The sequence below is a fragment of the Sphingobium sp. YR768 genome, from assembly GCF_900111125.1.
Classification (GTDB): domain Bacteria; phylum Pseudomonadota; class Alphaproteobacteria; order Sphingomonadales; family Sphingomonadaceae; genus Sphingobium.
This window is the reverse complement of record NZ_FOGE01000020.1, coordinates 67712-89584: the sequence shown is the minus strand read 5'-3', so window position 1 is coordinate 89584 and position 21873 is coordinate 67712. Positions and strand designations below refer to the sequence as shown.

At 64.2% G+C, this 21873-nt stretch carries 18 protein-coding genes; 7 read left to right on the top strand and 11 right to left on the bottom strand.

Annotated elements, in window-relative coordinates; genetic code table 11:
* Positions 1-846 precede the first annotated feature (846 nt).
* Genes BMX92_RS19380 through BMX92_RS19365 form a run of 4 tightly spaced genes read right to left on the bottom strand, consistent with a single transcriptional unit; the run spans position 847 to position 5162 of the window.
* Positions 847-1116: a DUF3325 domain-containing protein gene (locus BMX92_RS19380; protein WP_093019555.1), complete on the bottom strand. Its 270-nt coding sequence runs from the start codon at positions 1114-1116 to the stop codon at positions 847-849.
* Positions 1113-2687 (bottom strand): PepSY-associated TM helix domain-containing protein, encoded by a 1575-nt coding sequence (locus tag BMX92_RS19375; RefSeq protein WP_093019553.1) that lies wholly within the window; start codon positions 2685-2687, stop codon positions 1113-1115. Before BMX92_RS19375 ends, BMX92_RS19380 begins: the two co-directional genes overlap by 4 nt.
* On the bottom strand, positions 2684-2995 hold the full coding sequence (locus tag BMX92_RS19370; protein WP_093019551.1) for a hypothetical protein: 312 nt from the start codon (positions 2993-2995) through the stop codon (positions 2684-2686). Before BMX92_RS19370 ends, BMX92_RS19375 begins: the two co-directional genes overlap by 4 nt.
* Before the next feature lie 4 nt (positions 2996-2999).
* Positions 3000-5162: a TonB-dependent siderophore receptor gene (locus tag BMX92_RS19365; protein ID WP_093019549.1), complete on the bottom strand. Its 2163-nt coding sequence runs from the start codon at positions 5160-5162 to the stop codon at positions 3000-3002.
* Positions 5163-5262: 100 nt separating this feature from the next.
* Between BMX92_RS19365 and BMX92_RS19360 the strand changes: the two genes are divergently transcribed.
* From BMX92_RS19360 to BMX92_RS19335, 5 genes are all read left to right on the top strand, one after another.
* Positions 5263-7395 carry a TonB-dependent siderophore receptor gene (locus BMX92_RS19360; RefSeq protein ID WP_093019547.1) on the top strand — a complete coding sequence of 711 codons (2133 nt, stop codon included), beginning with the start codon at positions 5263-5265 and terminating at the stop codon, positions 7393-7395.
* 817 nt (positions 7396-8212) lie between these two features.
* A complete protein-coding gene (locus BMX92_RS19350) occupies positions 8213-8791 on the top strand; it encodes an RNA polymerase sigma factor (protein ID WP_093019543.1) in 579 nt (192 codons plus the stop codon).
* Positions 8784-9797 carry a FecR family protein gene (locus tag BMX92_RS19345; RefSeq protein WP_093019541.1) on the top strand — a complete coding sequence of 338 codons (1014 nt, stop codon included), beginning with the start codon at positions 8784-8786 and terminating at the stop codon, positions 9795-9797. Before BMX92_RS19350 ends, BMX92_RS19345 begins: the two co-directional genes overlap by 8 nt.
* 74 nt (positions 9798-9871) lie before the next feature.
* On the top strand, positions 9872-12433 hold the full coding sequence (locus BMX92_RS19340; RefSeq protein WP_093019539.1) for a TonB-dependent receptor: 2562 nt from the start codon (positions 9872-9874) through the stop codon (positions 12431-12433).
* A gap of 2 nt (positions 12434-12435) precedes the next feature.
* Positions 12436-14601 carry an Atxe2 family lasso peptide isopeptidase gene (locus BMX92_RS19335; RefSeq protein WP_093019537.1) on the top strand — a complete coding sequence of 722 codons (2166 nt, stop codon included), beginning with the start codon at positions 12436-12438 and terminating at the stop codon, positions 14599-14601.
* Here the strand turns inward: BMX92_RS19335 and BMX92_RS19330 are convergent.
* From BMX92_RS19330 to BMX92_RS19305, 7 genes are all read right to left on the bottom strand, one after another.
* Positions 14547-16286: an asparagine synthase-related protein gene (locus BMX92_RS19330; protein WP_093019535.1), complete on the bottom strand. Its 1740-nt coding sequence runs from the start codon at positions 16284-16286 to the stop codon at positions 14547-14549. The two genes, BMX92_RS19335 and BMX92_RS19330, sit on opposite strands and share 55 nt — an antisense overlap.
* A complete protein-coding gene (locus BMX92_RS19325; RefSeq protein WP_093019533.1) occupies positions 16286-16948 on the bottom strand; it encodes a lasso peptide biosynthesis B2 protein in 663 nt (220 codons plus the stop codon). Before BMX92_RS19325 ends, BMX92_RS19330 begins: the two co-directional genes overlap by 1 nt.
* A 49-nt stretch (positions 16949-16997) precedes the next feature.
* Entirely contained in the window at positions 16998-17117 is a 120-nt protein-coding gene (locus tag BMX92_RS27005; RefSeq protein ID WP_143066827.1) for a benenodin family lasso peptide, read from the bottom strand.
* A gap of 122 nt (positions 17118-17239) precedes the next feature.
* Positions 17240-17848: a GntR family transcriptional regulator gene (locus tag BMX92_RS19320; protein ID WP_093019531.1), complete on the bottom strand. Its 609-nt coding sequence runs from the start codon at positions 17846-17848 to the stop codon at positions 17240-17242.
* Positions 17845-18726, bottom strand: a complete 882-nt coding sequence (locus BMX92_RS19315) for a phytanoyl-CoA dioxygenase family protein (RefSeq protein ID WP_093019529.1) — start codon at positions 18724-18726, stop codon at positions 17845-17847. The genes BMX92_RS19320 and BMX92_RS19315 overlap by 4 nt, the downstream gene beginning before the upstream one ends.
* Before the next feature lie 13 nt (positions 18727-18739).
* Entirely contained in the window at positions 18740-19354 is a 615-nt protein-coding gene (locus tag BMX92_RS19310) for an acyl-homoserine-lactone synthase (protein WP_093019527.1), read from the bottom strand.
* A 56-nt stretch (positions 19355-19410) separates the two neighbouring features.
* Positions 19411-20172 carry a LuxR family transcriptional regulator gene (locus tag BMX92_RS19305; RefSeq protein ID WP_093019572.1) on the bottom strand — a complete coding sequence of 254 codons (762 nt, stop codon included), beginning with the start codon at positions 20170-20172 and terminating at the stop codon, positions 19411-19413.
* Between the two features lie 230 nt (positions 20173-20402).
* Between BMX92_RS19305 and BMX92_RS28430 the strand changes: the two genes are divergently transcribed.
* Both BMX92_RS28430 and BMX92_RS19300 read left to right on the top strand, forming a co-directional pair.
* Positions 20403-20738, top strand: coding sequence for a transcriptional regulator domain-containing protein (locus BMX92_RS28430; RefSeq protein WP_371262479.1), 336 nt, complete (start codon positions 20403-20405; stop codon positions 20736-20738).
* Entirely contained in the window at positions 20713-21234 is a 522-nt protein-coding gene (locus BMX92_RS19300; protein WP_177185151.1) for a DNA -binding domain-containing protein, read from the top strand. Before BMX92_RS28430 ends, BMX92_RS19300 begins: the two co-directional genes overlap by 26 nt.
* Positions 21235-21873 lie beyond the last annotated feature (639 nt).

Below are 21873 nucleotides of genomic sequence, written 5' to 3'. Positions count from 1 at the left end.
ATCTGCCGCATCCACTGCTCCTAAGCGTGCTCTCGAGAGCGTTCTTAAGAGCAGGCCCCTACCTCACGACAAGGCGCGTCTCGCCGGATGCATACCTTCCATGAGTCGTAGACTGCGCTTTCATCGGGCAGGAAAAGCAGGCGCCTGCGACCGCCCAATTGAGGGCTTACGTCGATCAGACTGCCAAGCTTATTGCGCCAAACGGCGTGGTGCTCCGCTTCGTAGTAAAGGTCAGGGATATGCCAGATCGCCCACCCATAGGCGATGCTTCCGCCGGATTTAGCGATTTTTCGCTCAACATTGTCGAAGCAGAATGACGCACCACTACTTCTGAGCGGCACGGAGGTTACGAACACGGGGACCGTATCTGCAATCCTGCGGCAGAACTGCATGAGGTCCAGTGTGATTGCGGCAGGTACAGTGTTAGGGGGATTTTTCACGATCAAACCTTAATAGCGAACCGAGCGCAAGGCCAGCTCCTAGCTGGCTGGGAGGCGCACATACGGGCACGCCGAGGAAATCGACCCTTTGTCGTCCTTCCCGGCCGCTTTTCTATTCCGCTGAAGCGGACCTAGAACAAACTGCCGTTGCCGCTTTCTTAGCGTCCGCAAGGTTGGACAGTCCGGTTAGTCGGTTCGAAACAACAAAAAAGGAAGCCGCTGTTCCCTGCCCGAGCGGGCTCGCCAACATTTGTAAGGGGGGCTGTACGGACCAGAGCTATCGGGAGGTCCTTTCGCGTTTGAATGCCGCTCAACCGAGCTTGAGGCTCGTACCATGAGATCCTCCAACCACCCCCTCGGATGGGTAATCAGTGCGGGATTTCGCGAGAAGACAATAGCGTTGTCGTCAGGCTGTTTTCCATTTTAGTCCTGTTACTGCCATCGCGGCACCTATTGTCAGATGACCGAACCAGGCGATCGTGCCATAAGCGGCCCCTAGTTCGGCCATGTCGGTTGCAAGCGCGACAAGTAGGACAGCGCCACCCGCCCCGCGAAGCCACCGCTGTGCCTGGCGTGGCAGCGTGCGGCCCAGCAAATCCTTCTGATGTCGCGCCATCGCGGCGCAGAGGCATCCAAACCCCAGGAAGGACGCGCAAATCGCTAATATATGGATCATGCCGCGATCAGTTCCTTTCCGTTCGAACGGGTTCCGCGCATCGCTTTCGGCTTAGCGCGTTCCGCCTTGCGCGCGGCCCAGCCCAAGGCGAAGGCCAGCGCCACCATGGCCATGTCGAAGGCGACGAACAGCCAGTCGCCAGTCATGAGGCCGGTTAGCATGTTACGCGGGACAGTCAGGGTGTTTACAATTGGCACGGCCACGAACAGGGCGGCGGCGCATGACAGGCTTTCGACCCATGCGCGCCGCTGCGGCCGGGCGCAGGCCCAGAGGAGGACGCCTGCCCAGGTCAGAAACAGGCTGTTGATTTCCCATTCCGCGCGATCGGCCATGGCGATGGGCAGCAGCCGATTGGCGAGGAAATAGGCCGCAAGCCCTGCGGGAAGGCCGGCGATCGCTGCGATATTGAGCCGCTCCACCAGACGGAACCCGAAATGGGGATGCGTTGGATCGGGCAGCTTTGCGCGGCGCTTCACGGTCCACAGCACCAGTCCGCTGCCGACCATGATCGTGCCGCCGACGCCGGAAAGGAAATAGAGCCAGCGCAAGCCCCAGTCGGCATAGCGCCCGGCATGCAGGCCCACCATGACGCTTTGGGTTGCGAGCGCGCCACCATCCGGCGCGTGCCGGTCCAGCAGCCTGCCGCTCGACCCGGCGAAGACGATGCTCTCTCCGCGCGCACCGATTGCGGTGGTGGCCGAACGGCGCAGCGTGATGATGGCCGTGCTGTCGCCAGGGTTGGTCACTTGTATCGATCCCACCGCCGCGCCGCCCCATGTCCGGCTCGCGATCGCCATCAACGGGCTGACGGAGACCAGAGGGGCCGCCACGCCGCTGCGCGGAACATCCGTATTGCCGGGGAAAAGTTCCTCGAAGAACGTGTCGGTGGACGCATAGTTCGCCATGACGCCCCAAGGCATATATTGGGCCGCCAATGTGACCAGCCCGGTATAGGTGATCATCAGATAGAAGGGCAGGGCGAATGCCGCCGTGACATTATGCGCGTCCAGCCAGCTTCGTTGCCCCTTGCCGAAGCGCAGCATGAAGAAATCGGCGAAGATCTTCTTGTGCGTGACTATCCCGGACAAGATCGCGACGAGCATGAACATCGCCGCCACGCCGACGAGGTAGCGCGCCCATATGACCGGCATGTAGTGCAGGTCGAAATGAAAGCGATAGAGGAAGAAGCCACCGCGCGTTTCGCGAACCGTGACGGGATGTCCGCCGCCATCGAGCATCGCGCTGGTTTCTCCTCGCTTGCGCCGGGTCGGCGGCTTGCCCTCGACCTTTTTGGGTTGCCAGAAGACCTCGGTGGCCGGGTTGCGCGCGGAAGGGGGCGTGATGAACCAGCTTTCTGCGTCCGGTTGCCTAGCCTGCAGGTAATTGATGGCGGCCTGCGTGGCGCTGGCCGGATCGGCGTTGGCCACCAGTTCCGGCCGCATCCAGCGGCTGATTTCCTGTTGGAAATAGGCGGCTGTGCCGGTCAGGAACATTGCGAACAACAGCCAGCCGAACATCAGGCCGGTCCATGTATGGAGCCAGGCCATCGACTGCCGGAAACTCTCCTTCACAGTCGTCCTCCAATCAGTATCGAGAGATACAGGGCAGCGCCCAGCAAAAGCAGCGCGCTGCCCAGGCCCATGCAGACGCGCAGCATCGACTTGGCCCAGAAGATGGCGACGATGATGCCCGCATAGATGGCGAACGAAGCGAGCGTCGCGGCGATGCTCGCCTCGGCGGGGCGCATCGGCAGCAGGCGGGCCAGGCAGGCGACGGCCAGCGCGGTGACGACATAGCCGCCGATGATCGCGGCGATTGCACGGGCCAGCACATGCAAACGCTGACGTGCGATGCCCGTTCGGGTTGGTGGAACCGCCATGGGGTCAGAAATGCCGCTGAAGCGAAACCATGAAGGTTCGCGGTTCGCCCGGTGTCGTGCGGGTCAGGGAAGCGGTGGGGAAATAGCGTTCGTTGAAGATATTGCGGATATTCGCCTGCACCGACCAGTCGTCGAATCTGTAGAAGATGGCGCCATCCACCAGCACATAGCCATCGAGCAGGAAGGGCTGCGCCGCGCCCGCGACCGCCGACGCCGTGCTGGCCGCGCGGCTGCTTTCATGATGGAACCCGCCCCCCGCACCCAGATTGGCGAGCGGCCCCGACGGGATGGTATAGCGTGCCCACAGGTCGACGATATGGCGGGGTACGCTGCCAAGGCGCGAACCGACGCGCAGGCGGTTGTCGGCAGTCACCTTGGCGTCAAGATAGGTATAGGCCGCCGTCAGTTCGATGCCGCTACCAGGACGCCATGCCATTTCCGCCTCGATGCCGCGCGTGCGCTGTTCGCCTGTCAGCACATAGACATTAAGCAGCACGGCGTCGGCCGTGGCGACATTAGCGCGGGTCAGAGAGAAAAGCGTCATCATCCCGGTCAGCCGACCATCGGATCGGGCGATCTTCAAACCACCCTCGTAATTGACCCCGCGTTCGGGCGGCAGAACCTTCTGGTCAACGTCGCGGTAGCTGAATTGCGGCGTGAAGGATTTGGAATAGTTCACATAGAGTGACGCCCATTCATTAAGGGCAAGCGTGGCCCCGGCTCGCGGGCTGAACGCTTTGGCTTTAGTCTTGGGACTTGCCACGCCGCCGCTCAGGTTGATCGCCGAGGCATCGTCCCATCGCCCGCCGACCGTCACCGTCAGAACATCGCCCAGCTTGATATGGTCCTGGACGTACAGCCCTAGTTGACGCGTCCGGCTGCCCGCGGTCGAGAAGGGAACGGCCGGATTGTGCGTGCTGACCGTCCCGTAAACCGGGGCGTAAAGGTTGAGATAATAGGGATTGCTGGTGTCGTAGAGATTGTAGTTGTCCGACCTGCGTCGGCCATAATCGATTCCGGCTAGCAGATAATGGTTCAGTGGCCCGGTGTCGAAACGGGCGCTGGCGTTGGTGTCGACGCGGAAATAGGTGCCGTTCTCCTCGTAGGGGCCATAAAAGGCGCGGCTGACCCGGCTGTAGGCGGGAATGAGCGGGCTGGTCGCGGTTGCCGGAATATCCTGGGTGTTGATGCCGGTGATGAACAGCCAGTTGTCCCAGCTGTTGTGGAAATCCTGATAGCGCAGCGACTGATGGACCGTGACGGCCTCGCTGACCTGGTGGTCGAACACATAGCCCACATTCCAGTAATCATTCTTTTGAACGGCGGGATAGACGGTGTCGTTGATCGACAGGCTGATCGGCAGCGGTCCGTTGGGATTGGGCAGCGCAGTGCCGTAAGCGGTGGTCGGCGACCAGGGGCGGATATCGTCCTTCTGATAGCGACCAAGCAGCGTCAGGCTGGTCCTGCTTCCCATTTGCCAACGCAGCGAGGGTGCGAGGAAGACGCGCTTCTGTCCCGACGAATGGACGAAGAAATCCTGGTCGCGATAGACCGCTGCCAGACGCGCGGTCAGCGTGCCGTCCGCTGTCAATGGTCCGTTGGCATCGGCGCGGACCTCGATCAGATCATAGGAACCGGCGCTCACGCCCAGATCGAGAAACGCATCCTCCTGCGGCCGTTTGCTGACAAGGTTGACGATGCCCGATAGCGGCCCCTGGCCGAACAGGCCCGATGCCGGCCCCTTAACCACCTCGACCCGTTCCAGCCCGGTCATCTCGGACGTGCCATAGCCGGTATCATCGAGCAGCCCATCGAGATAGGTCGCGCCGGATGAGGCATTAAAACCGCGAATGTTGAAGCCGTCAAAGAATCCGTAGGTGTTATTGCGCGACACGCCCGCAACGCCTGCCAGCGCGTCGCCGAGCCGCAGAACCCCGCGATCGATCAGCGTTTGCTGCGAGACGATCGAGATCGCCTGGGAATTTTCAAGAAGCGGGATGTCGGCTTTCGACGCCATGGCGACATCGGGGTTCCTGGCCCCGGTAACGACGATATCGTCCCGCTTGCTGTCGGCATCGGGTGCCTGCCGTGCATCCGCGCCTGCCGGAAGGCCCAGGCAGGATGCGCTGAGCAATGCGCCAATCAATCTGTTCAGACCCTTCATCATTCACCCCCTTCGTCAAAGTCGGGGCGCTATAAGCATATATGCAATTGACTCGCAATATCATAAATCCTAGAGCCCGCGCCATGATGAAGGGGGTTCTTCGATGACGCACAAATTGGTCCTGTCGCTCTTGTCCGCTACGACGATGACGGGAATGGCGGCATGTCCTGCCGTCTTTGTAACTAAAGCGGATGCGGCCGAAGATGCGGCACGTCCCGATGCGAATGAGGCGATCATCGTGACCGGCCTAAAGCCGGACGAGGGCCAGAACAGGGTCAGCCAGGGCGGCGCTCTGGGTGCGAAAGCCCTGCTGGATACCCCCTATTCGGTAACGGTCATCGACGCAGATGACATCGCCCGACGGCAAGCCAACAGCATTGGGCAGATCTTCGCCAACGATCCGTCCGTCTTTTCCTCCGCGCCGTCAGGATCGACCAACTGGTGGGGCACCCAGATCAGGGGGCTGGGCGTGCGCAACTATTATATCGATGATGTGCCGTTGCTGCTGTATTGGGGCGGCGACTTTCCGCTGGAGCCGATCGAAAGCGTTACGGCGCTGAAGGGCCTTACCGGCTTCATGTACGGCTTTGGCGCGCCGGGCGGCGTGATCAGCTACCAGACCAAGAGGCCGACCGCCGAACCCATGCTGACGACGGAAATCGGCTATCGCACCAACAGCGTCTTCTATGTCCGGGCCGATGCGGGCGGGCCGCTCACCCGCGATGGCAGGCTTGGCTATCGTATCAATCTGGCCGGAGAAAAGGGCACTGGCTATAATCAGGCCGGGGTCAACCGTCTGGTCGGGTCATTGGCGCTCGAATATGCCTTCAGTCCCGACCTCAAATGGTATGCCACCGGGACATATGAAGACAGCAATCTTCAGCATGAGCCGTTCCAGTTCTACTGGGCGAGTTATGACGGGACCGCCTTGCCGCGCGCGACCTATGATTATGACAAGCTCAACATCGACAACAGCTATTATAAAGGGCGGACACTGGCCACGGCCACCGGGCTGGACTGGAGCTTTGCCGATGGCTGGTCCGCGCGCCTGACCTACGGCTACACCAGTAAATTTCATCGCTCGAACAAGATGTTCGTTTACATGCGGACCCAGGCCGGGGACTATGATGGCTACGCCTATAATTTCGCCGAACTGGACAAAAATCATTTTGTCCAGGCAATGGTGCAGGGTGACGTCATAACCGGACCGATCCGACATCAGATCGTGGCGGGTGCGTCGTTCCAGATCACGGACAGCGCCTTTGGGTATAGCGACGAAGATTATTATTGGGGCAATGATTTCAACGGCAATATCTACGAGGATCAGCCGTTTCGGGTGACGCGCGAAATCAGCTTTGGGACCGATGGCTGGCCAACACGCGAGCGGCAGAATGCCCTGTTCCTGAGTGACACCTTGTACCTTGGCGAACATCTGCAGGCCATGCTCGGCGCGCGCTATACGCAATACCGGCTGTCTGATCTCGATGGCGATGCCTCGGTCGATTCCGGTTATCGCACCTCAGCGGTAACGCCCACGCTCGCGCTGATTTACAAGCCTGTGCCCCATGTCTCGATCTATGGAAGCTATGTCGAGGCAATGGAGCCGGGCAGCCGGGTGGGCGGCGAATATGCCAATGTCGGCGAAGTGCTCAAAGCGACGCTTAGCCGCCAATATGAAGTCGGTGCCAAATATGAGCATGAGCGGCTGAGCCTCACGCTCGCTGGCTTTCGCATCGAGCGCGCCAATACGATCGACCGGCTCGTCGAGGGTGAGCGCCGCCTCACGCAGGACGGACTGACACTGTACGAAGGCATCGAGGTGATCGGGAGCTATCGGCTGAGCGACGACCTGAAGCTGGGGGCGGGTATCCTCTATCTCGATCCGAGCATTCAGAACGTCTCACCCGGCAATGAAGATCTGCGCGGCAATGTGCCAGCGGGAGCATCGAAATGGCAACTCACCGGCCATGCCGAATATCATGTGGCCGCGATTCCGGGCCTGAGCCTGCATGGCAATGTTCGCCATGCCGGCAAGGCGCCGACCAGCGATAGCAACAGCCTGTACATTCCGGCTTACACCACCGCTAATGCGGGCCTCCAGTTCGACACGCTGGTCGGCGCGCGCAAGGTGACCTTCACCGGCAACGTGAATAATCTGTTCAATGTCAAATACTGGACCCAGACCAACATTGGCGAAGGCATCAACGCCACCATGAGCGTCCGCCTGTCATGGTGACGAAGTATGATGGGCAAAATGAGGGGGCCGTCCATCAATCGGCTGTCCCAGGAAATATAAACCAACAGCTTCCGGGAAGAGCGAGCGCAGGTTCAACGACCAATATGTCGGCGGCAATTGAGATCCTCTCGCAAAGCACGGAATGTCTGCTATCTTATTATCATCGCCAGAGGCCGCCCGTCGCGAAGGTCCAAGGCCTTGTCATTCCTGGTAATTGGCGATTGAAAAAGTCAGTTTGAGTGAATGGCGGCAAATTTTTATCAAATCCGGATTGAAAAAGTGAGTATCGCGGAATGATTGCCTGAAACTCTGCAACACCGACTGATTTTGTCAGCATCCCGATCCGTTCGCGCGATTTACCTCAAATGTTCTCTTGCGCCCGAACGAAAGCCCGCAGAAATCGAGGCGCGAAACGCTCGCGCATGATGATCACGTTCTTCGACATGGGGCAGTCGAGCGCTGGCTGGGAAGCAGGGAAATCATTACAGGCGGGATCGTGGTCGATCTCCCCCTCTCGATATACGTGCGCTTTGCAAATCGTCCCATCGGTGTTGCTTCTCCGAATCAGGATGTTAGTCTTGTTCCGCGTCGCGAAGGCGACGCCGAGGCTTGAGAACCTCGCTTGGGAAGAAATGGACCCGCCATACACGCGGCCGGGTGGCCGACGCACATGTCCAAGCCGCTTGCGGCCAAAGGCGTCGGCGCATGTCTCAAGCATGTTCTCTACACCCGGCTCTTGTCGGCATCGCCTCGCTCTTTGCACGGAGGCCATGCCGATGAAGAATGCAGCGCATAGTAGCGCAGGTCATGGGCCGAGATGTCGACCGCAATAGGCGCCGCGCGCTTGCCCCTGGACGAACGCGACCCGCTGCCGCCTGATCATGATCGGGTTGCGACGCCGAGAGATTTGCTCGGCGCGCTGTATCGGGCCGAGCGTCCGGCCTTGCTGCGATTTCTGGCGCGCCGGACAGCGGAGGATCGGGCCGAGGACATCGTCCAGCAGGTCTTTGCGCGCATGGCGGGAAAGACCGACGATCAATCGGCCGCGATCGCGTCGCCGGGCGCCTATCTCCGCCAGGCCGCCCGCAACCTTGTCCGTGACGATGCGCGGGCCGCCGAGCGGACCAGCCTGCACCTCCACATGCCGATCGAGGAGGTGCCCGTGACCGATACCGATCCGATCGCGTCGCTCGAAGCGCGCGATCGGCTGGTGCGGATCGAGGCGGCGGTGCTACGGCTCAAGCCGCTGACCCGGCAGATTTTTCTCGCATGCCGTCTCGACGGCTATAGTTATGCTGAAATTGCCGAGCAGACCGGGCTGAGCATAAGGGGCGTCGAGAAGCAGATGAGTCGTGCGATCAAGCAACTGGGCAGGCACCTGCGCGACCATGACTGACGCAGAGCGGCCCTCGATCCCGCGCAGCGTGCACGATGCGGCTGGCGCGTGGCTGGCTCGTCGGCAGGCGGGCGAGGATACGGATGGCGAACGGGCCTTCCTGGCCTGGCTGGACGCCGATCCCCGGCATCGAACGGCCTATGACGAGGCGGCGCGCACCTGGCGCGACAGCGAACTGCTGGCCGATAGCAAGGTGGGCCGAAGCCGCAAGCTCGTGCGCGCGCCTTTTCTGATGCGCCGCAGCACGCATGTGGGTGCGGTGAGCCTCGGTGTTGCCGCGATCCTGGGGGTGGGGACGCTCGCCATGGTCCGGCACGCCAGACCTTTCGACCTCGTCTCGTCGGCTGACGCGGCCATCTACCGGACTGCGGTCGGTGAAATCCGCACCGTTCGGCTGGCGGACGGCTCGACCCTGACGCTCGATACGTCGACCTTGGTCAGGCTCCGGTTCACGCATGATCGCCGTCGCCTCGAACTGGCGCAAGGGCGCGCGCGTTTTGGCGTAGCCCAAGATGGTCGCCCTTTCAGCGTCGCCGTTTCGGGCGGCGAGATCATGGCGCGCCAGACATTGTTCGACGTCAGCGTGTTTGGGGCGGAGCCGATCGTGTCGGCGATCGAGGGCGATATCGCGTTGCAGAGGGTGGGCAGGGACGGCGATGTTTCGACGCAATCGCTGGGGGCTGGCGAAGCGAGCAGCATGGGCGCACATGCTACACCACGCGCGCGCTCCCTGGCGGACGCCCGCTGGGTGTCGGGCATGGTGGCGCTCGACAAGACGCCGCTCGGCAGCGCGGTCGCCGCCATCAACCGCTATAATCACAGGCAGGTGCAACTGGGCGATCAGGGTCTCGCCAATCTCTCCGTGACCGGCGCCTTCCGCGCGCGGGAACCCCAGCAGTTCGCCCAGGCGATCGCGAGCATGTTCGGCCTTTCCATCAATGCCTCGCATCCCGATCGTCTCATTCTGCAGCCCGCGCGCAAAAAATCACCTGCCGTCCAAAAATAACTGTCGGGTGCATTTCGCTGCGATCGTCTCTCGCACAACCCGCCCTTTAGCGGCCTGGGGGGAGACAGACGATAATGACGCAATTTGGGGACATACGGCTTTTTTCAGCGATCACTACGGTCGCCGTGATGACCGGCACGGCGACGGCGGCTCAGCCGGCTGAACAGATGGCAATCGACCTGCCTGCCCAACCGCTGGGCAATTCACTAAGGGCGCTGGCGCTGCAGTCTCGCAGCACCATTCTCGCCGACGCGGATGTGATTGGTGATAGTCCCGCGCCAGCGGTCCAGGGCCGTTTCACGGTCGAGGACACGCTGCGCCGGCTGCTTCAGGGGGTTGGGCTGACCTTCGACCCGGTCGATGGCGGCTATGTCGTTCGCCCGGAGCAGGCGCGTGGCGACAGGCGAGCGGCAAGCGATGGTCCGGGGATCATCGTCACCGGCAGTCGGATTCGAGGGGCGCCAGGCGCTTCGCCCGTCACGATCCTAAGCGAAAAGACGATCCGGGACAGCGGCCTGGCGGACCTGGGCGAGGTGGCACGCAGCCTGCCGCAGAGCTTTGGCGGCGGACAAAATCCCGGTGTCGGCTTCAACGTGCCGTCGAGCACGGGCGGCAATGTCGGCGGCGGATCGACCGTCAATCTGCGGGGCCTGGGCAGCGATGCGACGCTCACCATCTTGAATGGTCGGCGTGTGCCCTATGATTCAGCGCGACAGGGCGTCGATATTTCCGCTATTCCGCTCGCGGCGGTCGATCGGATCGAGATCGTCGCCGACGGCGCCTCCGCCATCTATGGATCCGACGCGGTCGGTGGTGTCGTCAACGTCATGCTCAAGCGCGATTATGACGGCGTCGAAACCCGGGCGCGCCTTGCTGGCGCGACGGACGGCGGCGATGTCGAGCAGCGCTACTCCATTCTCGCCGGCAGGCGTTGGCAGGGCGGCGGCGGGTTCGTGGCGTATGAATATAATCGCAACACCGCGCTGCTGACCAATCAACGCGATTTTGCGCGGGTGCGGCCCAACGTGACCATCCTGCCGGCCAGCCAGCGGCATGCGATCGTCGCCAGCGTCCACCAGGACATCACGGACATTCTGACGATCGAGGCGGATGCGCTCTATAATGACCGCACCGGCGCATTCACCTATCCGCTCAACGCGGCCGGGGACCTGGCCGTCAGTCGCACGCGGCAGACTTTCGACTCCAATATGCTCGCCCTCGCCAGCGCCGCGCGCCTGGCGCTTGGCCCCTGGCAGCTCAGCCTGTCAGCGACGTTCGGTAAGGGACGCACCTATTTTCAGGGCGACACTTTCCGGAACGACCAGTTCGCCAGCACCGCCTCCGGCCGCTACAACAACCAGACCGTCACCGGCGAAGTCGCCGCCGATGGCCCCTTGTTCGCGCTGCCGGGCGGACCGGCGAAACTCGCGGTCGGGGCGGGCATCCGCGCCAATGATTTCGAGATTTTCCGGGGCGTGGGCAATATCAACAATGCCCGACCGTCGCAGGACAGTCGCTACGCCTTTGGCGAACTCAATCTGCCGCTCGTCGGTCCGGACATGGGCCTGCCGCTCATACACCGGCTGAACCTGAGCGCGGCGCTGCGTTATGAGCGCTACCGCCAGATCGGCGATATCGTCACGCCCAAACTGGGCGTCATCTTTGCGCCCAACGACATCCTTGATCTCAAGGCGAGCTGGGGCAAGTCGTTCCGCGCGCCGAGCTTCATCCAGCTCTATTCGATCCAGCAGGCGCTGCTCTATCCCGTCACCACCTTTGGCGGGACGGGCTATCCGGCGGGATCGACGGCGCTCTATCTCACCGGCGGCAATAGCGACCTCAAGCCGGAGCGGGCGCGCAGCTGGTCCGGCTCGCTGGCGCTGCATCCGCCCGCATGGCCCGGCGCGTCGCTCGAAGTCAGCTATTTTTCGACGCGCTATGTCAACCGGATCGTGACGCCGATCCCGATCGCCTCGCAGGCGCTCAGCAATCCGGCCAATAGCGGGCAGGTCACGCTGTCGCCGACCGCCGCGCAGCTGGCCGCTTTGGTCGCGGGCGCCGACCAGTTTCTCAATGCCACGCCGTCGGCCTATGACCCGGCAAAGGTCGTGGCGATCATCGACAACAGCAACGTCAATGCCGGCCGCCAGAGCATCAGCGGGATCGATGTGCAGGCGCGCTATCAGACGGCGCTCGCAGATGGGCGATTAAACCTGTCAGCGAGCGCGACCTATCTGGATAGCGAGCAACAGATTTCGGCGGGCCAGCCGGTCCAGCAATTGGCCGGCACCCTGTTCAATCCACCCCACTGGCGCTGGCGCGGAACGGCCAGCTGGGACAAGGGCGGCCTGGGCCTGGCGGTCACGCTCAGCCATATCGGCGGGGTCGATGATCAGCGGACGGCATCTGCCGGGCGGGTCCGCGGCATGACCATAGCCGATGTCAGCGCACGCTACCGGATCGAGGGCGGCCATGGGCCGCTGGGCGGCGTCGAAGTGGGTCTCTCGATCCAGAATCTGTTCAACGTCGCGCCCGCGGTGATCGCGACCAGCCTCTATTATGACACGCCCTATGACTCGACCAACTATTCAGCGGTGGGTCGTTTCGTGGCGTTCGAGCTGGTCAAGAGATGGTAAGGGTGGCGCTCGGGAAGACGGGCCTTTTCGGCGCGTGCGTGATGATGCTCGCGCTGTCGTCTCCGGGGTGGGCGCGCTGCGCCGACCTGTTGCCGGGTGCGGCACCGCCGACGGGGCCTAAGCGATCGATCACGTCCCTCGATCTTGCGCGCGTGCGCGACATCGGTCGACCCGACGGCGCGCTGCTCGGCGGACCCAGCCCGTTGGCCGTCGCCCCCGACCAGACCCGCGCCGCCTTCATCATCAGCCGGCCCGATCCGGCCTCGAACAGCATCTGCGTCGGGCTCGCGGCGATGGACCTCGTCGTCGGCGCGCGACCGCGCCTTATCGACCAGGGGGGCGAGATGATCCTGGCCCCGGGTAATGTGCGCGGGCTGATCACGCCCATCGGCTATCCCGCGGTGGTGACGCCGTCCTGGTCCCCCGATGGCCGCTGGATCGCCTATTTGCGGCGGGACCAGGGCGTGACGCAGCTCTGGATCGCCCGTGCGGAGGGCGGCATGGCGCATGCGCTCACCCATTCTTCCGTCGATATCGAGCAGTTCGCCTGGCGGGCCGACGGCAAGGCGCTCCTGTACGCGGCCCGGACCGGACAGCTGGTCGAACGGGCCGCCGATGCCAGTGAGGCGCTCACGGGCTATCCCTATGACGACCGCTTCGTGCCGGCCATGAGCCCCGTCCCTTTGCCGGTCGCCACGACGCCCTTGTCCCACTATGCCGTCGATATCGCCAGCCTCGCCGTTCACCCCGCCCGTGGCGATGACGCCATGGGGCTACCGCCCGACAGGTTGAACACGCCCGCGCCGCTGCCTGCCGCCGAGGCGGGCGATGGCCGCCGCGTCTGGACGGTGCATAGTAGCGAGAATATCGTCAGCTCCCTGCTGCTGCGGGCAAGCCTGGCGTCGGGTGATCCTGTCGCCTGTACCGAAGCGGCCTGCCGCGGCAAATTCACCGGCCTATGGTGGATGCCGCAAGGCGGTCCGCTCTTGTTCCTGCGGCGGGAAGGCTGGGATCTGGGCGATCTGGTCCTCTATCGCTGGCAGCCCGGGGCGGGCCAGCCGCGTGCGATCCTGCGCACAAGCGGGGTGCTCGATGGCTGTGTCCTGGCGAAGGCGCAGCTTATCTGCCTGGCGGAGAGCGCGACCGTGCCCCGCCATATCTTGCGGATCGATCCACGGACGGGTCAGGCTGCGACGCTCTATGTGCCCAATCCGGATTTTGCGGCGATCCGTTTCGGCAAGGTCCAGCGGCTCCGTTGGCGGAACGATCGCAGGCTCGAGGTGCGCGGCGACCTGGTCCTGCCACCCGGCCACAGGCCGGGCATGCGCCATCCGCTCATCGTCACGACCTATTGGAGCAGTGGCTTCCTGCGCGGCGCGACGGGCAATGAATATCCGATCCATGTCTTTGCCGCGCGCGGCTTTGCCGTGCTCAGCCTGCATCGTCCGCCTTTCGTCGCCGAGGCCGATGCGAACGCCACCGACGCGGACCGGCTGAACGCCGCCAACACGGCGAATTGGGCCGAGCGGCGCAGCCTGCACTCGGCCGTGATGGTCGGGGTGCAGCGCGTCATCGACCTGGGCGTCGCCGATCCGGCACGCATCGGCATCACCGGATTGAGCGACGGGTCGAGTACGGTCGGCTTCGCGCTGATCAACAGCCATCGCTTCGCTGCGGCAGCTGTCAGCACCTGCTGCCTTGAGCCGTGGATGGTCAATGCGACATTCGGCCCTGCCTTTGCCCGTACCATGCGCGGGCAGGGATGGCCTGCGGCGACCGCCGACGACCGTCGCTTCTGGGCGCCCGGGTCGCTGATCCAGAATGCGGCGACGATCGACACACCCTTGCTCATGCAACTGGCGGACCGGGAATATCTGACGGCGATCGACGTCTACGCCGCGCTACGCGAGCAGGGCAAGCCGGTCGATCTCTATGTGTTTCCGGACGAATATCATAATAAATGGCAGCCCGCCCATCGGCTCGCCATCTATGAACGCAATCTTGACTGGTTCGACTATTGGCTGCGCGACACGATCGATCCGGACCCGCACAAGGCGGCGCAATATGCGCGGTGGCGCAAGCTCCGCGAACAGCAGGGGAGGGTAGGCGGCGGTCAGGACCGGCCCGCGATCCAGGCCTCGACGTCTGCAAGGCGCATGAGCCGGTGATAGTTGGTGCCCCGCAGCGGGCCGCTGTCGCCCAGCGCGCGCTCGAGCGCGGGCACGTCGAGCATGCCCGCCGCGCGTAATCGACCGTCGAGAAGCATATCGCGGATGGTGGTTCGGTTGGCGGCGTACAGGGCGGCGATATAGCCGTCGGGGGAGCCTTTCGATCGGCGTTCGATGATCTTGGCCGGCAAGCGGGCGGCATAGGCCTTGCGGGCGATCACGCGATTGCGTCCGTCCGCAAACCACCACCAGCTCGGGACCCGCAGGCACGCCTCCACGACGGGTTGCGAGGCCAGCGGCGAGGCATGGCGCACGGGACTGTGCAGGTCGCTGGCCTCGGCCCATGTCTGCGCAGCGACGATCAGCGCGATGTGCGCCGCCGTCCCGGTCTCGGCGCCCTTGGGCACCTGCAACCAGGGATGCCCTGCGATGATGGCCTGGTCGCTGACCATGTCCGACGCCAGATATTGGGTTTCGCCATGCCAGCGATAGGTGGGCGAGCGTCGGAAGGCCCGTTTGATCGCCTGCGTAAAAACCGTCGCCGCACCGACCTGCGCCAGCGAGGCGATCGAGAGCGCTACCGCCCAGGCCTCGTGCAACCGCCCGCCGCGCACCAGCGCATCGGTCACCGGGGCGGCCGACTGCAACGCACAGAAGACATTGTCGCCTGCGCCGCCATCGATCGACAGATCGGCGCCGGATGTCGCAATCGCTTGCCCCAGGAGCGCATTGGTGCCCTGCATGAAGCTGCGGGCCACGGGGTTCGGCAATCCCGCCGCGTGCGACCGGCTGATATCGACCAGCCCGACGTCCCATTCCGCTTCGAGGATCGGGGCGCCGAGATGGCTCACCACCGCGCGCGCATAGCGTCTTTCATCGCCATTTCCGCTATGACTGGACAGGTTGAAGCATTCGAAGGCACCGCCCTGACTGGCGAGCGTCGCGGCCAGTATCGAGGAATCGAGACCGCCCGAAAGCATGAGGAGCACGCGCGCGGCATCGCCACGGCAGGCGCGGACGGCCGCCGTGACCGCCCGGCGCACGACATCCGCCGCCTCGTCGCGATCGCTGGCCCAATGGCGGCGGCCGCCATGGTCCCACGGCGTCCAGGCCTGTGTCACCGTGATGGTACCGTCGCCGATCCGCACGCAAGTCCCGCCCCGCAGTTCCGTCACGCCCGAGAGGCATGTGATGGGCGAAGCGATATTCTGGAACGCCAGCCGATGGGCAATCGCGCTCCAGTCGATGCCGGACGGCATCCATCCCGCCAAAGCGAGAAGCGCAAGGTCCGACGCGATCAAGGTCAGGCCATCGCGTTGCGTATAGAGGCAGGGGAGGCGGCCGAATGGCGCGCGCGCGATCTCCAGGACTGTGGGACCATCGCGCAGGATCGCGACATAATGGCCCCAATAGTCCCGCATAAGCTTGTGTGGGCGCATGGGTGCCGCCGTGTTGCTTTTAAAATGCGCGCGGTCGCTGGTCCCCCGCTGGAAGACGTCTCCAAGTGCCCATTCGCCCTCGCGCGCCATTTTGGCCGGCGTGAGGCCCGGCGTCGTCGCGACCAGAAGCGCGGCTTCGTCGATGACGATATCAAGGTCCGGCCGATCGGCGATCGCCGCTTTGATCCAGGCCGGGATCGGTGCCGGGTCCGCCATGCTGCTGGCAAGGATGAGATAGTTTTCCATCACACCCGCCTGATCGGGGTGAAGGGCCGCACATCGTCGGGCGCGTCGTTGAGGACGGTGCCTGCCAGTTCGACCCAGCAATGCGCCTGAAACGGATCGAGCTTGACGCCCAGTACCAGGGTGGGGTTGGCGCCTCGCGCGGTCAGGGCGGCCATCAGCGCCATGGACGTGGGGAGACACTGGTCGCGCGCGGACAGGATCAGCCCGGCGCGGCGGTGCGCTTCGGCCAGCCGTGCGATCGTCGCCGATGTCGGTCGCGGCCCCGAGGCAAGTGCGTCCTTGCGCCGGGCCAGCCGATCGATATTGGCGGTGAGCGGGCAATAGCGGACGCGCAGCGCCCAGTGGGCTCGAGTGATTATTGCCACGGCTATGGCCAGTAGCGAGGGGCGGGAGTGGGGCTCTAATGGCGGGGGCAGGATTGGCCCCGGGGATGCGGCAGGGCAGGGGCTCGGAAGCCTGTCTTCTGGATTGGGGATGAGAATGTCCATCTCGACCAGTATCGTCAGTGCGGGATCGGCGCCGCCGGTGTCGAGCAGCGTCTGGAACGCCGTGTCGAGTGGCGCGCTCAGGCCGAAATAGCGGTCGGCCTGCAGGTCGAGAAACAGCGTTCGGTTGTCGATCCGGCAGAAGCTCAAGCCGGTGCGGAGCCTATAGCCAGCCATGGGAGATGCCCGACACAATGGCGCGCGGCCGAAGCCGCGCGCCACCGCATCAATCGTCCGACAGGCCGGTGAGTTCCTGGTTCAGGCCGACATCGCCGGCGATGCCGCCCGGTCCCTTGGTCTCGATGCTTGCGGTTCCGAGGTCGATCAAAGTGTCTGCGCGTTCCATGATGGACTCCTTCTGTCATGCTGCGACATGCAGCCATGGCAGTGTAGGAAGCCCGTTTCGCTATCCGAATTTTATACCGATTCTATATCGATATTGTTTGGCTGGCAGGTTTGACGACGGGGTCATTCGACCCGATAGACCGCCCGGACGATGGGGGCGGCGGCCCGACGCCGACGGCGATGATAGACCAGGATCAGGCGACGCAGCCGGTCGCGCTCGCCATGGGCGGTGGCGGACGCAATCGCCGTCAGTTCCGCCTCGATATCATCGAGTATATGCGTCTCGACCGAGCGGACCGCATGAAGGCGCGCATTGAGCCGGTCGATGGCGCGGCGATGTTCGCCATTGGCCGACTGGCTGGCGATCGCCAGGAAGATCGCGCCAGTGCGATCGGCGATCGATGGCAACTCTTCCATGGCGGTCGGCATGATCGCGGTCGTCACGCCGGGCCATGCGCGGATCGCAAGCACCAGCAATTGGGCCGACCAGTCGTAGCGATCCTTCAGGGCTGGTTCGTCCAGGGCGGGAATATAGAAGCCGCCGCTCGTGCGCGTTTCGACCAGGCCTTCCCCGGTCAGCAGATGGAGCGCGTCGCGGACCGGGGTCACGCTCGACGACAGCGGCGCGGCGAGGACCGCCGGGTCCAGGCGGTCGCCGGGCCGATAGTCGCGGCGCATGATGCGCTGGCGCAGCGCGTCATGGACCCGTTCGACGGTCGGGCCCGCATTCATGATGCCGCCTGTTGATCACGCGCATGGGCATCGAGCACCGCCTGCTGGTCTGGACGCAGTGCATCAATCGCGCCCAGCGGCGCGCCGCCATGGTCGCCCAGAAGGACGGAGGGACATCGGCCCTCATAATTGCCGAGATTGGGCCGGTGCTGGCGATAGCCGACCAGCCCTGCCAATGCGGGCGGAAAGGTCCGGGCGATCGCCGGGGGATAGGCCAGCCAGGGATTTTCATAAGGCTTGAGCCAGCCGAGCGCATAGCCCACGACAAGGCCGCGCCGGACCGCGCCGGTGATATTTGCGCCCGCGCCGTGCAGGGTGGAGCCCAGCAGGAGAAGCGCCGCGCCCGGCGCCATTTCGGCAGGCAACGGTGCCTCTGGCGGTTCGGCGTCCAGCGCGTTGGCGCCATGACTGCGCGGCCATATCAGGGTCGCGCCATTGTCCGGCGTGAACGGCGTCAGCGGCCACATCACATTGACGAGATATTCGACCTCGCCGACCGGTCCGCGCCACATATCTTGATCCCGGTGGGGCAACTGAGCCGGGGCGCCGCGCTGGATGGCGATCGCCTGGGTCGTGTTCAGCTGGATGCAGTCGCACCAGGGCGTCAGGATCGTTTCGACAATGCCGAGTATCAGTGCATGCTGGACCAGCGCCCTGGCATGGTCGGACCGGATCAGGAGCCGACCGAAGCGCTTCGTGGTTTCGCCATAGAAATGGCCTTGGCCAAAAGGCGTTCGGGCGAAATCCCCGGCCAGATCGTCGTCGAGCGCCGCGATGGCCGCAGCCGGCAGGGCATCCGGGACGAGGCAATAGCCGTGCGTCTTAAGTTCGGTCGCGTGGCGCGATATCGCTTGGGAGAGAGTGATGGAGACGGTCATGGCGGCGTCTCCCTCAGGCTGCGACGCGCTGGTGGATACGCAACGGCGACGCAACAATGCCGCGCTCGGCAAGCAACGCCTTTGTGTCCGACGCAATGTCGATGCGCAACGCGCCGAGCATGGTCCCGTTGATCATGCGCGGCAGGCCGAGCGGCGTGCAGCGCCAGCCAAAGGCAAGGATCTGTTGCAACCAGCCCATCTCGGCAATGGCGCTATAGGCCGTGATGCCATGTGCCAGGGCATGATCGACGAGGGCGGTCACCAGCGTATCGCGGACCTGCCGCCGCTCCGCCGCCCGCAGGCGGCGATCCAGGCAGAAGCGGGTGATCTCCTGGATGTCCGGTGCCTGCGGCGGTGCGTGCTCACAGAGGTCGGGATAGAAATCACCTAATATATGGGGGCGCCTCGTGGGCAGGAGTCGGGCCGATCCCAGATGGGTTCCGTTGGGGTCGGCCAGGATCAGATAGGTCGCATGGACGTCGTCATATTGATCGATCTCATAGGTGTCGGCGAGCACCGGCACGTCCCATTTGAGCAGGTCGACGAAGACGGATTTGCGGGCGGCGAACATCGAACGCAGGACGGCGTCCGAGGCCGGTCGCGCAGCGGATTGACGGATATGCAGCATGATAAGGACTCCCTGGCCGTGATCGGTCCAGGGTCGCCTCGCGACGGGTCAGGCCGCTATTCCGGAAAAGGGTAATATCGGCGGCGGAAAATATCCGAGAAGGTCAGTGTTCCGTCGAAGAGCGTCAGGATCACCAGATATGTCCGCTTGTTCACGCCATAGCGCTCGCACGCCTGCTTGATATGGCGGGCCACCGTCTCTTCGCCCACCTTCAGGATCAGGCTGATCTCCCAGTCGCTCTTGCCGCGCGCGACCCAGAGCACGCAGTCCCGCTGCCGGTCGGTGAGCATCGGGCATGGCGGTGCCTGCCGCAGGCTGCCGATCGACCAGAGGCGCCGGGCGCCCTCGAAGGCGAACAGACCCGCAACCTCTGCCAGCGGCAGCATGTCATGCGGCAGCGGCCTGCCAGCTTCATTCGCGAACGAGCAGGAGCCGCGCGCTTCGCCGGGCACATGGACCGCCGGCACCGTGAAACCATCGCCGATGCCCTGTGCGCGACCCAATGCCAATATGCGGCGATCGCGGCCGGACAGCGGGATCATCTCCGCCATGTGCGACCAGGGAAAGCCGACGCGCGCCACATGGCTCGCGCGGTGGACTGGATCGGTCACACCCAAGGCATGGCGATGATAATAATCGGCCCATTGCGTCGGATAATTATGCAGGTGGATCGCGCCGCTGCTGGCCCTAGCGAGATCGACATGATGCGTCAGCGCAAAATATTGGAAGCCGAGCTGATCCGTCAGCCCCTTCATGGCCACGGCGAAATCATCGCCGTTCGCCACGGCATCCACGACGCATTTGACGTGCGTCGCCATATTGGACAGTCTCATAAGACGATGTCGCGATCACCGGCGGTGCCTCAAGTCACCGCGCGCCCGGCGTTCGCCCTTTCCCGGCATATCGGGCCAGGCGCTGGTGTCTCATGTCAGCACCCGACGACTCCAGTAACAAAATTGTCATATCATAACGGCTTTTATGGAAAAAGACCGGCGCTGGCCTTGGCGTGCGCACAACGCTGCCATGGCGAGTCCATAGTCGGTGCGGCATGGTCTGGGCGTCGCTTGCTCGGCAGCGGCAGAGGCGGCCGGTGAATTTGCCGACCAGCGAACGCCCTTCGCTCGATTGGCAAGATGCCGCGGGCTATGCGCGACTGCGCGGGATCGACCGGGCCGGCCTCATGTGGGAATGGCTGCGCCGCGATCCCGATTATATCGCCTGGCATGTGCGGGCCAGTACGGCCACGCGCGGCATCGATCCCGAGCCGCTCCTTTGGGGGCTGCACTTTCGCCGAGCATCCGAGCCACGCAGCGCCCGAGGCCCGGATCATCTGGCATGCCGATTTCGACCCGGGGACGATGGCCGTCGCCGCCATCCCCGCTGATCCGGCCGATCCCGATAGCCTGGTTCTCGACCGCATCGCCCCCTGGCTCGCCGTTGCCATCGGCAGGGAGGGACGCGAACATGCCGTCCTGTCCGACGGTTGGCATCATATCCGTATCGATATCGAGGAAGGGCGGCTGACAGGACAGCAAGCCGTCCTGCTGCACTTCCGCTTGCAGGGCATCCTGTCTTTGCAGCAACGCGTATTGCCGCTGCGCCGGTTTCTCGACCTGTGTCGCAGGCGGCAATTCTCGCGCTCGCTTTTTCCCCCCGATCCGCAGATCGCGCGATTGGTCGATATGCTCCGCGTCCATGATGCGCTCGGGCAGGGGGCCAGCCAGCGCGACATCGGTGCCGCCCTGTTCGGGGACGCGCGCGTGGCGCAGGACTGGACGGGATCGTCCGATTCGCTGCGGTCGCGTGTCAGGCGTCTGGTCCGCGAGGCTGGCTGCATGGCGCGTGGCGGCTGGCGGCAATTGATGGGGCGGAGGGGGTGATGTGCCGATTCACCGCGTGACAGCGGCGATGCCTACCGTGTGACGATAGGGCTGGCGCCTCGCGCCGGTGAAGCGGCGCGACCGCGCTCTACGGCGCGAAGCCCGGCTTCTCGCCGCCGAACCCCGTTGCCGGGTCTCGGCCTGGCGGTGACGATCGGCTGGCGCGGGGCCAGCGATGCTGACCTGATGGAGCGGGGCTGAGGACGCACACTGCCCGGGCGGCTTTGCCTTGCCCGGACAGGGTGCGGCGTATGATGGCGGCACCGCAGGCGCTCCGGCCTCTCGGGCGGGCGGTGCGCCCGGTTTCGCAATGCCGGTCGACAAGTGTCGCCCTGGCCACAGGGCACCACGCAAAACAGGACTTTGCGGGGACCCTTCGCGAAGCCCGACCCTGCACCGCTGATCCGCCCGCACCGGCCGGGGGCCATCCCTTTGCTGGCGGCGGCCTTGCCGCCAGGGAATGCTGCGGTCGCCGCTTGCGCGGCGCCGCTGTTGGTGGCCTCTCCCGGTGGCGCGGGAGTGGGCGGCGCTCCCTGCTAGGCCCGCTCGCGTCCCCGGCAAGCCGGGCTGCGCCCGGCTCCTCCACTGCGTTGCGGCCCCTTGGGTGCCGGGGCCGCTCAAGCGGTCCTCTTCGGTTCG

What these genes read in the sequence shown, in the direction of transcription:
- BMX92_RS19380 (WP_093019555.1), bottom strand. Translation starts at nt 1,116, where the DNA reads ATGATCCATATATTAGCGATTTGCGCGTCCTTCCTGGGGTTTGGATGC.
- BMX92_RS19370 (WP_093019551.1), bottom strand. Translation starts at nt 2,995, where the DNA reads ATGGCGGTTCCACCAACCCGAACGGGCATCGCACGTCAGCGTTTGCAT.
- BMX92_RS19365 (WP_093019549.1), bottom strand. Translation starts at nt 5,162, where the DNA reads ATGATGAAGGGTCTGAACAGATTGATTGGCGCATTGCTCAGCGCATCC.
- BMX92_RS19360 (WP_093019547.1), top strand. Translation starts at nt 5,263, where the DNA reads ATGACGCACAAATTGGTCCTGTCGCTCTTGTCCGCTACGACGATGACG.
- BMX92_RS19350 (WP_093019543.1), top strand. Translation starts at nt 8,213, where the DNA reads ATGTCGACCGCAATAGGCGCCGCGCGCTTGCCCCTGGACGAACGCGAC.
- BMX92_RS19345 (WP_093019541.1), top strand. Translation starts at nt 8,784, where the DNA reads ATGACTGACGCAGAGCGGCCCTCGATCCCGCGCAGCGTGCACGATGCG.
- BMX92_RS19340 (WP_093019539.1), top strand. Translation starts at nt 9,872, where the DNA reads ATGACGCAATTTGGGGACATACGGCTTTTTTCAGCGATCACTACGGTC.
- BMX92_RS19330 (WP_093019535.1), bottom strand. Translation starts at nt 16,286, where the DNA reads ATGGAAAACTATCTCATCCTTGCCAGCAGCATGGCGGACCCGGCACCG.
- BMX92_RS19325 (WP_093019533.1), bottom strand. Translation starts at nt 16,948, where the DNA reads ATGGCTGGCTATAGGCTCCGCACCGGCTTGAGCTTCTGCCGGATCGAC.
- BMX92_RS27005 (WP_143066827.1), bottom strand. Translation starts at nt 17,117, where the DNA reads ATGGAACGCGCAGACACTTTGATCGACCTCGGAACCGCAAGCATCGAG.
- BMX92_RS19320 (WP_093019531.1), bottom strand. Translation starts at nt 17,848, where the DNA reads ATGAATGCGGGCCCGACCGTCGAACGGGTCCATGACGCGCTGCGCCAG.
- BMX92_RS19315 (WP_093019529.1), bottom strand. Translation starts at nt 18,726, where the DNA reads ATGACCGTCTCCATCACTCTCTCCCAAGCGATATCGCGCCACGCGACC.
- BMX92_RS19310 (WP_093019527.1), bottom strand. Translation starts at nt 19,354, where the DNA reads ATGCTGCATATCCGTCAATCCGCTGCGCGACCGGCCTCGGACGCCGTC.
- BMX92_RS19305 (WP_093019572.1), bottom strand. Translation starts at nt 20,172, where the DNA reads ATGGCGACGCACGTCAAATGCGTCGTGGATGCCGTGGCGAACGGCGAT.
- BMX92_RS28430 (WP_371262479.1), top strand. Translation starts at nt 20,403, where the DNA reads ATGGTCTGGGCGTCGCTTGCTCGGCAGCGGCAGAGGCGGCCGGTGAAT.
- BMX92_RS19300 (WP_177185151.1), top strand. Translation starts at nt 20,713, where the DNA reads ATGGCCGTCGCCGCCATCCCCGCTGATCCGGCCGATCCCGATAGCCTG.